Source organism: Buttiauxella agrestis (assembly GCF_900446255.1).
In the GTDB taxonomy this organism is placed as follows: Bacteria; Pseudomonadota; Gammaproteobacteria; order Enterobacterales; family Enterobacteriaceae; genus Buttiauxella; species Buttiauxella agrestis.
Window position 1 is genome coordinate 2,883,710 of the sequence record NZ_UIGI01000001.1, and the last position, 12,530, is coordinate 2,896,239.

The 12,530-nt window shown below is 51.5% G+C and carries 13 protein-coding genes; 7 read left to right on the forward strand and 6 right to left on the reverse strand.

Annotated elements, in window-relative coordinates; genetic code table 11:
* Positions 1-11 precede the first annotated feature (11 nt).
* A complete protein-coding gene (gene ychH / locus DY231_RS13715) occupies positions 12-290 on the reverse strand; it encodes a stress-induced protein YchH (RefSeq protein ID WP_034494910.1) in 279 nt (92 codons plus the stop codon).
* Between the two features lie 275 nt (positions 291-565).
* Between ychH and pth the strand changes: the two genes are divergently transcribed.
* Together pth and ychF are read left to right on the forward strand one after the other, a co-directional pair.
* Positions 566-1,150: an aminoacyl-tRNA hydrolase gene (gene pth, locus DY231_RS13720; protein WP_115629069.1), complete on the forward strand. Its 585-nt coding sequence runs from the start codon at positions 566-568 to the stop codon at positions 1,148-1,150.
* 137 nt (positions 1,151-1,287) lie between these two features.
* Entirely contained in the window at positions 1,288-2,379 is a 1,092-nt protein-coding gene (gene ychF / locus DY231_RS13725) for a redox-regulated ATPase YchF (protein ID WP_064518423.1), read from the forward strand.
* A gap of 65 nt (positions 2,380-2,444) precedes the next feature.
* Here ychF and DY231_RS13730 read toward each other — a convergent pair whose 3' ends face one another.
* The 4 genes from DY231_RS13730 to DY231_RS13745 all read right to left on the reverse strand — a co-directional run bounded on the left by DY231_RS13730 (position 2,445) and on the right by DY231_RS13745 (position 5,036).
* Entirely contained in the window at positions 2,445-2,729 is a 285-nt protein-coding gene (locus tag DY231_RS13730) for a heavy-metal-associated domain-containing protein (protein ID WP_115629071.1), read from the reverse strand.
* Positions 2,726-3,088 carry a mercuric transporter MerT family protein gene (locus DY231_RS13735; RefSeq protein WP_115629073.1) on the reverse strand — a complete coding sequence of 121 codons (363 nt, stop codon included), beginning with the start codon at positions 3,086-3,088 and terminating at the stop codon, positions 2,726-2,728. Before DY231_RS13735 ends, DY231_RS13730 begins: the two co-directional genes overlap by 4 nt.
* On the reverse strand, positions 3,060-4,205 hold the full coding sequence (locus tag DY231_RS13740; RefSeq protein ID WP_115629075.1) for a transglutaminase-like domain-containing protein: 1,146 nt from the start codon (positions 4,203-4,205) through the stop codon (positions 3,060-3,062). Before DY231_RS13740 ends, DY231_RS13735 begins: the two co-directional genes overlap by 29 nt.
* Before the next feature lie 267 nt (positions 4,206-4,472).
* Entirely contained in the window at positions 4,473-5,036 is a 564-nt protein-coding gene (locus tag DY231_RS13745; protein ID WP_115629077.1) for a winged helix DNA-binding protein, read from the reverse strand.
* 160 nt (positions 5,037-5,196) lie between these two features.
* Between DY231_RS13745 and DY231_RS13750 the strand changes: the two genes are divergently transcribed.
* The 4 genes from DY231_RS13750 to DY231_RS13765 all read left to right on the forward strand — a co-directional run bounded on the left by DY231_RS13750 (position 5,197) and on the right by DY231_RS13765 (position 9,521).
* Positions 5,197-5,925: a DUF969 domain-containing protein gene (locus DY231_RS13750; protein ID WP_034494891.1), complete on the forward strand. Its 729-nt coding sequence runs from the start codon at positions 5,197-5,199 to the stop codon at positions 5,923-5,925.
* The gene (locus DY231_RS13755; RefSeq protein WP_115629079.1) at positions 5,922-6,908 is read left to right on the forward strand and encodes a DUF979 domain-containing protein; all 987 of its coding nucleotides are present in this window, start codon (positions 5,922-5,924) and stop codon (positions 6,906-6,908) included. The genes DY231_RS13750 and DY231_RS13755 overlap by 4 nt, the downstream gene beginning before the upstream one ends.
* Positions 6,909-6,945: 37 nt before the next feature.
* Positions 6,946-7,941 (forward strand): DUF2891 domain-containing protein, encoded by a 996-nt coding sequence (locus DY231_RS13760; protein ID WP_115629081.1) that lies wholly within the window; start codon positions 6,946-6,948, stop codon positions 7,939-7,941.
* Between the two features lie 242 nt (positions 7,942-8,183).
* Positions 8,184-9,521 carry an MFS transporter gene (locus tag DY231_RS13765; protein ID WP_115629083.1) on the forward strand — a complete coding sequence of 446 codons (1,338 nt, stop codon included), beginning with the start codon at positions 8,184-8,186 and terminating at the stop codon, positions 9,519-9,521.
* On the opposite strand, the gene DY231_RS13770 is transcribed toward DY231_RS13765, so the two are convergent.
* Complete coding sequence (locus DY231_RS13770; protein WP_115629085.1) at positions 9,490-10,185, reverse strand: IclR family transcriptional regulator; 696 nt, start codon at positions 10,183-10,185, stop codon at positions 9,490-9,492. The two genes, DY231_RS13765 and DY231_RS13770, sit on opposite strands and share 32 nt — an antisense overlap.
* Before the next feature lie 63 nt (positions 10,186-10,248).
* Between DY231_RS13770 and DY231_RS13775 the strand changes: the two genes are divergently transcribed.
* Positions 10,249-12,507, forward strand: a complete 2,259-nt coding sequence (locus DY231_RS13775) for an FAD-dependent oxidoreductase (RefSeq protein ID WP_115629087.1) — start codon at positions 10,249-10,251, stop codon at positions 12,505-12,507.
* Positions 12,508-12,530 lie beyond the last annotated feature (23 nt).

The window sequence follows — 12,530 nt, forward strand, 5'->3', positions numbered from 1 at the left end:
TCGTGAATGGACTAGCTGTGCTTGTGGCTATCATTTCGACGACAACGTTTATCGAAGTGGCGTACCCACCAATAACGATCGCCGACTTGTTCGTGGCCGCCTACGCGCGCACCGGCCAGCCAAAGTACCGCCCCAACGAATATGCTCAAAACGGCACCGTGGGCGAAGTATTGCGGGAAGTTGAATTGAGGGAGCTGGTTCAAAATAGAATAACCAACACCGCCCACCATGACGACAAGTCCCAAGCCCATGAAAATATTACCGAGTAATGAAGCGTTTTTGCGTTTCATGTGTCACCTCCGGGTGTTCCTGGGTCGGCGGGGGAAATCCCCATTCCTTGTGTGTAAAGTATAGACAACACCGCTTCGGATGATGTGCGCGGGCGATCACAATTACGAATGAAAGGTCTACAAATATTTACAAATAACACGCTGAATAGCATGAAATTCTAATGGTTCACGCACTGAATTATTCAACTGTTGAATGGGTAATGCATTGCTTCTTTGTCATCGCGACGGGAGCGCAGTAAACTACGCGGCTCTGGTCTGTTTTCAGGATATTAAACGTGAGTATTAAATTAATTGTTGGCCTGGCAAACCCAGGTGCGGAATATGCGGCAACGCGTCACAACGCAGGTGCCTGGTATGTGGATCTGCTTGCTACGCGCCATAATCAGTCGCTTAAAGAAGAAAGCAAATTCTTCGGTTACACCGCGCGCATAAACCTTGCCGGAGAAGATGTTCGCCTGCTGGTGCCAACCACGTTTATGAACCTCAGCGGTAAAGCGGTCGGAGCGATGGCGACATTTTTCCGCATTGCGCCTGAGGAAATCCTCGTCGCGCATGATGAACTGGACTTGCCGCCTGGTGTGGCAAAATTCAAACTCGGTGGCGGCCACGGCGGGCATAATGGCCTGAAAGACATCATCAGCAAATTGGGCAATAACCCCAACTTTCACCGCTTACGTGTCGGAATCGGCCATCCGGGCGATAAAAACAAAGTTGTTGGCTTTGTGCTGGGCAAACCTCCTCTTAGCGAACAAAAGCTGATTGATGATGCAGTAGACGAAGCGGCGCGTTGCACCGAGGTTTGGTTGAAAGAAGGTTTGACCAAAGCCACCAATCGCCTGCACGCCTTTAAGGCGCAATAAACGTCTGCGCGGCGGTCAGCAAGGATTTCTGCGCCCGTTATATGCCGTTTGCGTGTATAATGGGGAAAGTTATGATCATTTTATCAATGAGACAACATCAACTCATTGAATATCAAGTAATTAAGGTGAATTAAACCATGGGATTCAAATGCGGTATCGTCGGCTTGCCGAACGTTGGTAAATCAACCCTGTTCAACGCGCTCACCAAAGCGGGAATCGAAGCAGCAAACTTCCCGTTCTGTACCATTGAGCCGAACACTGGTGTGGTGCCAATGCCGGACCCACGTCTGGATAAACTGGCCGAAATCGTTAAACCACAGCGCATTTTGCCTACCACCATGGAATTCGTTGATATCGCCGGTCTGGTGAAAGGCGCATCCAAAGGTGAAGGCCTGGGTAACCAGTTCCTGACCAACATCCGTGAAACCGAAGCTATCGGCCACGTTGTGCGTTGTTTTGAAAACGACAACATCATTCACGTGAACAACAAAGTTGATCCAGCCGATGACATCGAAGTCATTAACACCGAGCTGGCGCTTTCTGACCTCGATACCTGTGAGCGTGCGATTCACCGTGTGCAGAAGAAAGCTAAAGGCGGCGATAAAGACGCAAAAGCTGAACTGGCTGCGCTGGAAAAATGTCTGCCACAGCTTGAGAACGCTGGTATGTTGCGTGCGCTTCCTCTGACCGAAGAAGACAAAGCGGCTATCAAATACCTGAGCTTCCTGACGCTGAAACCAACGATGTATATCGCGAACGTCAATGAAGACGGTTACGAAAACAACCCATACCTCGACAAAGTGCGCGAAATCGCCGCTGCCGAAGGTTCTGTGGTTGTTGCTGTCTGTGCCGCCGTTGAGTCAGATATTGCTGAACTTGACGATGCTGACCGTGACGAGTTCATGGCAGAAATGGGTCTGGAAGAACCAGGCCTGAACCGCGTTATCCGCGCGGGTTATGAGCTGCTGAATCTGCAAACTTACTTCACCGCGGGTGTGAAAGAAGTGCGTGCATGGACTATCCCTGTTGGTGCAACCGCTCCACAAGCCGCAGGTAAAATCCACACTGACTTCGAAAAAGGCTTCATCCGCGCTCAGACAATCGCGTATGAAGATTTCATCACCTACAAAGGTGAGCAAGGCGCGAAAGAAGCAGGCAAAATGCGTGCAGAAGGCAAAGACTACATCGTGAAAGATGGCGATGTTATGAACTTCCTGTTCAACGTCTAATCTCTCAGCTCCAATCTAAAAAGCCACGCAATTGCGTGGCTTTTTTGTTTTTAAATCAGCTGCAATTACTTTACGTCATTCACATTGTTTATTTGCCCCGTGAAACCCGTTTTCGCAATCGCCGCCAACAGTTGCTGGTTATCAAAATCCTCAGGGACTATTACCTGTGCCTGATGTGTTTTTAAAGATGCCTTCGCTTTAATCACACCGTCAGTACTGCGCAAAGCCTGGTTGATGGAAATAACGCACAGCGGGCAGTTCATCTGGCTGATATCAATCGTGACCATTTTATTTGCAGCCCAGCTAAGCGGCGCAAAAAAAAGCAGCCCGAGGCAAACTAATTTCTTCATTCCAGATATTCCCAAATCCAGGGTAAGACATACGGATATGTGGTCAAAAAAAGCACTAGCGGCACTGACAACCAATACAAGCAGACCAGCACTCGTCGGCTAACTACACTGGTGCAAACCGGTTTTGGAGACAGATACAACCGCCAGAAGCCACGAATCATTAGCCCCAGAGACACCAAAACCATTGGAATTTGCAGCCATGGGAGCGTGGGTATGCCCGTCAGCCCGGCAGCTGAAATACCGAAAACCAGATACAGCAAAGGGCCGATGCAGCACAGTGTCGATGCGCCAGCCGCCACCAGCGCCGCTATCAGGGTGACGATATTGCCCTTAATGCTGTTCGGTGCTGACGTAGTCATAACTGAATGCTGCCGGGTCATAGAAGTTTATAGGATCGCCATCTACCTCGGCATACGGATACCCCAGGTTGTTAACATCCCCCTGCTCCGCCGCTGGGAACAGCGCGAAATCGCGAGCATGGTTAAAGCCGACCCAGTTCATTTCCCAGTTGCCGAACAGGTAATCATTGACGGCTTGCACTGCCGCATCGCCATTCTCTTTCTTCTCAGTCAGGCGCATTTTAGTGACATCCGCCGGGTCAGCGGGCACCCAGCCAAAACCTGCAAGCCAGAACATCGCACGGCAATGTTGCCCGCCGTTAATTTTTGCGATGCCCTGCGCATCAGCACTCCCAAAAGCTTTCTTCGAGTACTGCTCAAGTTTGCGACTGGCACCAAGGCGAATACCGAACATTTCACGCGCCGGAATGCCCACGGCGCGGCACAGCGCCACAAACACCGAGTTAATATCAGTGCATTTGCCGCCCAATTTGCCCGCTTTAAGGATTTCGCCCACATCACCCGTGCCACACCCGATAATCGCGTCATCACGATGCATATGTGTGCTGACCCAGTTGTGAATCAGTCGAGCTTGTTTGAGCGGGGCTTTTTCCTCGCCGATAATTTTCAGCGCCGTTTCTTTGACGAGCCCGTCAACCGGAATATGCGCTGTGGCGAGCAAGAAAGGTTTAACTTCGTCGGGGATGATAGCGTCGTGCTCAGGCAGTAACCAGTCGGCCAGCTTATTCTCCTTCAGCACTTCCCAGTCACGGGTTTCAATCGTCATTTCAACCCGAATATCCAGCTTACCTTCAGAATCCGGCCAGGTGACAAACAGCATTCTTGCACCGTAAGGATTATTGGCCGTGAGGTTGGCTTTCTGGTAATTACCGTTAAAGGAAAGGTCGCACAAACGTTGGAAGGAGGTATCTTCCGGAACAGGTATCCACAGATTCACACGCCCTTTCGAGCCTGCCGGGGCTTTCAGACTGTACGTTTGTGTCATGACAAAACGACGGGAAGAGTCAGAAGAGCGGATAGCAGGGTTATCAACACGCTGCGTTGCTGAAAACGCCGGACGGACCAGACCAATAGTGGATAGTGCTGCAACGCTTTTCAGAAAGTTTCGCCTTTCCATTACTATAACCCTTCATTCGCCAGTAAAAGCTGGCGCTTAACCCCGCACCTGCGGAGGTCGGCCGCCATTATGCAATCAAGTAAACTCAGCAATAATAGACTGGATCAAGAGGATTACATTTTTCTCCCTTTTTAACCCCGCGCGCCTGGTCACACTTCACTTATTAATCGTTTTAATGAGTGAATGAGTGATTCAACAATCCAATATCCAGACCCTTAACAAGGTTAATATCGCAAGTTAACTTAAATGTGCTTCCATAAGATTTAATTATAGTGATGCAGCGGTTCGCGCCGCATTATCATAGAGCGCCGAAATGGCACGTAATAATTGTGCGTTCTCGCCAATAGATTTAGCAGAAATACCTGTCTCAACCTGCAAACCAATAAGACATGTTTCGCGGACCTCACGATATTTAGCACACAGTACTTTTCCTTTTTCAGTGGTGGAAAAGTAAAGTTCCTTGCCCTGCTTTTCACTTTTAACGTAACCCGACTTAACCATTTTCTTTAATGCATAGGCAACGATATGGGTGTCTTCGACGTTCAGAACAAAACAAATATCCGCCAGTTTTTTTTGCCGATCGCGGTGATTGATATGATGCAATAATGATACGTCGAGCGGCCCCATATCTGGCTCTCCGGCGGCGGTCATGCAGCGTACCATCCATTTGTTAAACGCATTGCTGGTCATGATTAATGCGTATTCCAGCTCCGATAATTCCGCACATCTTTCAGAAACCAGATGGTGAGAAGAGACAATAGGATCTTTTAACCCTGCGCTATTAGCGATTATTTCTGCTGCTGAATCGAGTCTTTCTTTCTCAGACGCCATTGGCTGCCCCTTAATATGATGTTCATAAAACATAATTGAATCCGAATAAAACACCAATAAATTAATGATAATTTATTTTCATTTTATCTTCGTTTTGCTATATGTTTTTACCTCTTCGTCATTCTAAAAAAACACAACACACATAGACAGGGTAAAAATAATGGATAGTGCCACCCTTTTACCGCTCATCGGAATACCCGTTGTTGTTATTGGTTTTGCACTCCGATTCAATCCGCTGATTGTTGTCGTTATTGCAGGATTAACAACTGGACTCGCCGTAGGAATGGATTTCGGAATGCTACTGGAAACCTTTGGCGAGAAATTTTTCAATAGCCGCTCGCTCGCCACCTTTATTCTGATTCTGCCCGTGATTGGCCTGTTGGAATATTACGGTTTGAAAGAGCGCGCTCAAGCCTGGATTGCCAAAATAGCCAGCGCCACGTCCGCACGCATACTGATGATTTACTTTATTGGCCGCGAAGGTACTGCCGCACTTGGGCTGATGTCTCTCGGCGGCCACGCGCAAACCGTTCGCCCGCTATTAGCGCCAATGGCAGAAGGTGCGGCCCTGAACAAGTACGGTGAACTTCCCCTGCACATTCGCGATAAAATAAAAGCCCACGCCGCAGCATGCGACAACATCGCCGTCTTTTTTGGCGAAGACATTTTCATCGCCTTCGGTGCGGTTCTGCTGATTGATGCGTTTTTGAAAGAAAACGGCATTACGAATATTGAACCGCTGCATATCGGCCTTTGGGCCATCCCCACAGCAATTGCCGCGCTGATCATCCACATGTTCCGCCTCACGCGACTTGATGCGAGCCTCCACCGCGATGTGATGGCCTGGCGTGCTCAACAAGAACCTGAAATGAAAGAGGTGACAAAATGAGCACTCTGCTAACCATAAACCGTGTTTATTACCTGATTGGCATTATCGTCATGATTCTGGTGGTGATGACCCTGCGCGATCGCGGCAATCCTAAACGCCTGACCACCGCTCTTTTCTGGTTCCTGTTTGGCGCAATTTTCCTGTTTGGCGACCTGATGGTGGACACCCTCGGAAAATCCCTGGCTTACCGAATCATAGGAGGAAGCGTGATTGTCATTGCGCTCCTGGCAGGCTTTGGATTAGTGGGCAAAGGGCATTACGCCATGGCGACAGACGAGCAACGAGAAGCCTCTGCCTCGCGCATCAAAAACTGGTTATTTTTGCCCGCGCTCCTGATCCCCGTCATCACCGTCATCTGCACGCTGTTCATGAAAAACGTGTCGATTGGCGGCGTTTACCTGCTTGACCAGAAACAACTCACGTTGGCCTCCCTGTGTGTGGCAAGCGTGGCGGCAATTTTAACGGGATGGTGGATAACCAAAGGTTCGCCGGTGCAGGCCATTGCGCAATCGCGCCGAATTGTTGACACCGTGGGCTGGGCAATCATTTTGCCGCAAATGTTAGCGATGCTTGGCGGGGTGTTTATCGTCGCCAACACCGGTGAGTCGGTACGCAAAGTGGTCGAGTTGTTTGTTGACCCGGAAAACCGCTTCATGCTGGTCGTGATTTACTGTGTGGGCATGGCGGTATTTACCATGATTATGGGTAACGCTTTTGCTGCATTCCCGGTTTTAACGGCAGGTATCGCGATGCCGTTTCTTGTCATCCACCATAACGCAGACCCCGCGCCATTGCTGGCGATCGGGATGTACGCAGGCTACTGCGGCACGTTAATGACGCCGATGGCCGCGAACTTCAACATTGTCCCGGCCGCGTTGCTTGAGCTTAAAGATAAATACCAGGTCATCAAGATTCAGATCCCGAGCGCCCTGGCCATACTGCTGGCAAACGTGTTCTTGATGTACTTCCTGTCATTCCGCTAAAGCACTGAAAAACGATGAATATCAAAGGAGTTTTTTTATGTCATTAAGCCCGATTCAGGCTGAAGCATTTGCCAACATGCCGCTGACGTTTTTACGCCAGGAATATCCTAATCACATCATGCATTTGCTCAATGATGATGGTGACGTGTTGCCGCCCCGGGAATTACACCCGATTTTTTACGGCTGTTTTGACTGGCACTCGGCGGTTCACGGTTACTGGTTGCTGCTGCGTTGTTTGCGCCGTTTCCCTGAACTGCCTTCCCGCGAGGCAATCATTTCTCTGTTTGATGAACACGTTACCGAAGCTAACGTGGCCCGCGAACTGGCCTATTTTACTGCCCCGTTCCGCGCGTCGTTCGAGCGCCCTTACGGATACGGTTGGCTACTGGCGCTGGCGCAAGAACTGGCGGAATCGACTCTGCCGCAGGCAAAACGTTGGTCCGCTCTGCTTGAGCCGCTGACACAGGATATTCGTGCGCGCCTGATAGGCTACCTGGAAAAACTCACCTACCCGATTCGCGTCGGTACGCATTACAACACCGCTTTTGCCCTGGCGTTAGGGCTGGACTACGCCCGTTCGCGCCACGATACGGAACTCGAGACGGCTATCATTGATGGAGCAAATCGATTCTATCAGCATGATGTCAATTATCCGGCTCACTATGAACCGGGCGGCGATGAGTACGTTTCCGGTGCGCTCTGCGAAGCGTTGCTGATGAGCCAGGTCAGCACGGACTTCCCAGGCTGGTTTGACCGTTATCTGCCAGAAATCGCCAGCATCAATGCGCTGATGCATCCGGCCGTTGTCAGTGACCGCACCGACCCAAAAATCGCGCATCTCGATGGCCTGAATCTCAGCCGCACATGGTGCTTTAAACGTATTGCGGCGGCATTACCGGCTGAACACCCTGCCCAGCCAGCCTTGCAACAGGCGATAACCCGCCATCTCGACGCCAGTCTTGATCATGTGGTCGGCAGCCATTACAGCGGCGGGCACTGGTTAGCCAGTTTTGCCATGTTAGCCCTGGAGTAATCGCCCCGTCTTAAACCCTTTCCCCGCCCGACCTGGTGCGGGGAAACTCTTGCCCCAGCGCAGTACTTCCTCGCCGCTCATTTCTCTGATTCATTCACCCCATAAATTTTACTCTGATCACAATTCAGGCGATTTCTCTTTGCTTACGCCTTATTGTTTCTATAAAAGAAACACAGAAAGATAAAAAACCCCACTCTGTTTCCGAAACAGGCCGTGAGAACAAAAACAAAGAGAACATTGATATGGCAGAACAACCGCTTTCTACCGCAAAGGTAAAACACACCGGGCGTGTCCGATTTCTGGTGCTCGGGCTGGTTTTCATCAACATCATTATTAACTATATGGACCGCACCAATCTCTCGGTTGCTGCCACGCAAATGGCGGGAGATTTACAGTTCACGCCGTTGCAAATGGGGCTGGTGTTTTCAGCTTTCGGCTGGATTTACGCCGCGCTGCAAATTCCGGGCGGCTTTGTTATCGACCGCTTCGGTTCGCGCATTGTTTACGGCGTCGGGTTGTTCATCTGGTCTTTGATAACCGCGCTGCATGCGATTGCCAATAGTTTTGGCGGACTGGTCGGTTTGCGTCTGGGCGTGGGTGCTTTTGAAGCACCGGTCATGCCCTCCAATAACCGCGTGATTTCCAGTTGGTTCCCGGAAAACGAACGCGCCAGCGCCATTGGTATTTACTCTTCCGCGCAGTTTGTTGGTCTGGCCTGCATGACGCCGCTGCTGTTCCATGTGCAGGAGCTTTACGGTTGGCGCGGTCTGTTTCTGATTACCGGTATCGTCGGGATGGTCTGGGCGGTGGTGTGGTATTGCCTCTATCGCGAACCACTTGAACACAAAAGCGTTTCACAAGCAGAACTGGATCATATTCGCCAGGGCGGCGCGATTCTGGAAAGCCGACAGGAAGCCGCCAAACGTAAGTTCGCCTGGAGCGACCTGGCCTTGATGTTCAGCAGCCGCAAACTGATTGGCATTTACTTCGGGCAGTTCACCATCTCCGCCACCTTCTGGTTCTTCCTGACCTGGTTCCCGACGTATCTGGTGCAATATCGCCATATGGATTTTATTAAGTCCGGTTATATCGCCTCAATACCTTATCTGGCGGCCTTCTTCGGGGTATTGCTGGCGGGATTTGTTTCAGACCGTCTAATAAAACGCGGCGTTAGTGCAAGCTTCGCCCGTAAAGCGCCGGTGATTCTTGGCATGTCTTTAACGCTGTTTATCCTCGGCGCCAACTACACCGACAACCCGACATTCATCATTCTTTTCATGTCGATTGCTTTCTTTGGCAACGGCCTTGCCACCATCACCTGGGTGTTTGTAACGGCACTCGCGCCGCGCCATTTAATTGGCCTGGCGGGCGGCGTCTTTAACTTTACCGGCGCGTTGTCATCCATCGTGGTACCGATTGCGATTGGCGCTTTAATTGACGGGCATAACTTTGCCCCGGCACTGATGTTCATCGCCATTCTTGCAGGGCTTGGAATTTGCTCTTACCTGTTTGTGGTTGGGCGCATCGATCTGGACGCGCCGCAAGAAACTAAGCCGCAGGGGTCACGAGTTGCGCGGTGAGTTGATTGAGCTGAGCGAGGCGCGGAGCAATCTGTTGTTCATCCGCGTCCCACATTCCGGCAAAAGCGATAGCTGCATTATGCGCACCGAGCGGCTGGGCCATCGACAGCTCGCCGTCTTCGTGCCGCCAGACAACATGTCCGGACTCACGTTGCTGGGCGAGCTTAGGGGCCATTTCTTGCCAACGCTCTGGCGAGAAACGCGACTGCAACGCCTCGTCTGTTTCTGCAGCAAGCAAAGCCATGCCGATAACCGACTGCCATGCCGGGAGCGTGTGGAAACCCGCCAGCGCCTGGCTCACCTGGCTACCCGGTTCGGAGTGATAGATGTAGATAACCTGGTCTTCCCACAGCACGCCGAGCGCCACCACGATGTCTTTTGGCGCGTGGCGCTCAAGCAACGGCAATGCCTGGGAGAACAGTGCAGAGCCACGAATCGCCTGCGCCGCCAGGGCGTGAATACCCGGGCCTGGCAAATAACGGCGCTGTTCATCTTGTTGGGTCAGGCCAATCGCCGCCATGGTCATCAACAGGCGGTTAACACGAGTGGCATTAATGCCCATCAGGCGCGCCAGTTCCCGGCAACCAATTGCCCGGCCACTGGTCACCAGATACTGCAAGCAACGGATACCGTCGATAAGACTTTGATTCGGTTGTGATGACATAGCGCGCTTCACATTAATTTAAGAACCACGATTTTATCGTCAGTTTTATAGGAAACAAACTTTATGCAAATTTTTCAGCAAACCAACGCCCGGGAATTTCCGTCTCAACAATTAAAAACAGACTTGTTGGTCGCCGGTGGCGGTCTTGCCGGGTTGTGTGCAGCTTTGGCTGGCGCACGGGATGGCTTGCAGGTAGTTCTGGTTCAGGACCGCCCGGTTTTAGGGGGCAATGCATCGAGCGAAGTCCGTTTGTGGGCCAACGGTGCCACCTCTCACATGGGCAACAATAACCGCTGGTCGCGTGAAGGCGGGATTATGGGCGAAATCATGGAGGAGAACGTTTACCGCAATAAAGAAGGCAATCCGGTGATGTTTGACCTGGTATTGTTAGATATGGCCCGCAGCGAACCTAACCTGACGCTGCTGCTCAATACGGCTTTATACGAAGTCGAGACGGCAGGTAAACGCATTACGCGCGCCAAAGGGTTCAACGCCATTAACGAAACCTTTTATGACATTGCCGCCACACAATTTTGCGATGCAACCGGCGACGGTGTGTTGGGGCATCTTGCCGGGGCTGAATACCGCGTAGGGGCAGAAGACCCGGAAGAGTTTGATGAAAAAATGGCGCCGGGGGATAACTTCGGCCACAAACTTGGGCACTCAATCTATTTCTATACCAAAAAAGGCAGCGCGCCGGTTAACTTCATCCCGCCCACTTTTGCGCTGAAAGATATTGAAGAAATCCCCCGCTACACGCGCCTGACCTCCACGCTTAACGGTTGTGATTTGTGGTGGCTGGAATGGGGCGGCCGCCTGGATACCATTCATGACAGCGAAGAAATTAAGTGGGAGCTGTGGAAAATAGTCTGGGGCGTCTGGGATTACATTAAAAACTCCGGACAATTTCCGGAGGCAGAAAACATGACCATCGAATGGGTTGGAGCAATCCCTGGCAAACGTGAAAGCCGCCGTTTTGTCGGCGACCATATGCTCTGCCAGCAAGATATTATCGAACAGCGCGATCACTACGACGCCGTCGGATACGGCGGCTGGTCGATTGACCTTCATCCGGCGGATGGTGTTTACAGCAAGCACGACGGCTGCCGCCAGTTCCACAGCAAAGGCACTTACACCATTCCTTATCGCAGCTTATACAGCCGTTCGATGGAAAACCTGTTCCTGACCGGGCGCCTGATTTCTGCCTCGCACGTGGCTTTTGGCAGTGCACGCGTGATGTGTACCTGTGGCTTATTGGGCGAAGTGGTTGGTCGTGCGGCGGCACTGTGCCACCAGCAGCAAATCAATGCGCCACAACTGGCAGACCAGAGCCGCATCGGCTCGCTGCAACAACATCTACAACAAACCGGCTGTTATATCCCGCGCCAATGGTTGAGCGACCCGGCGCAGGGTGCGAACGTAACGACCAGCAGCGAATGGCAATTTACAGAATTGCCCGCAAACGGTACCTGGAATCCCTTGAATGAACGCATGGCGTTATTGCTTCCACTTAAAGCCGGTGAAACCTTACCCGCGCTCAATTTCTCTTTGCGTACCGACTCATCACAGTCGCTTAAAATCAGCCTGCTGGGCAGCCAACGCGCCGGTAATTTCACCCCTGATATGCCGCTGGATGAACGGGAAATAACGGTCCTTGAAGCGGGCGAATATAGCGTGCAGTTTGATTATCAAAGCTCGCGGGATGAATATGTATTTATCGCTTTTGAGCGTAATGAGCACATCGACATCGCACTGACCGACGTGCGTCTTCCGGGCATTATGACGGTATTTAACAGCCTGAACGCCAGGGTGGCGAAACATACGCGTCAGGTTGCTGATGGCGATTTTGGCGTGGATGAGTTCGATTTCTGGTTACCGCGCCGCCAGCCAAATCAAATGCTGCCGGCCCTGCGCCTCGCTTCACCGTTGCGTTGTTTCGCAACAGAAAACCTGGTCAACGGCCGTTTGCGCCCGGAACAGCACACCAATGCATGGGTACCTGCCGCGGGCGATAGCTTACCGACCGTGACCTGGCGCTGGGAACAGCCTCACACTTTGCATGCCCTGACGCTGGTGTTTGATAACGATTTTGATAACGCCATGGAAACGGTACAAATGGGCCACGCCCTGGCGGTGACGCCGCATTGTGTAACTCACTATCGTTTGTGGGCCGATAACACTTTGCTGGCAGAAGTGACCGACAACCGCCACTCCGTTTGTGAGCATCGGTTGCCAAAGGCCATCAGTGCGAAACAGGTCAAACTGGAGATAGTCAATACCGCTGGAAGTATTTCCGCCCTTTACTCTCTGAACGTCCGATAAAAGAAAGCCACCGCAGTGTGATA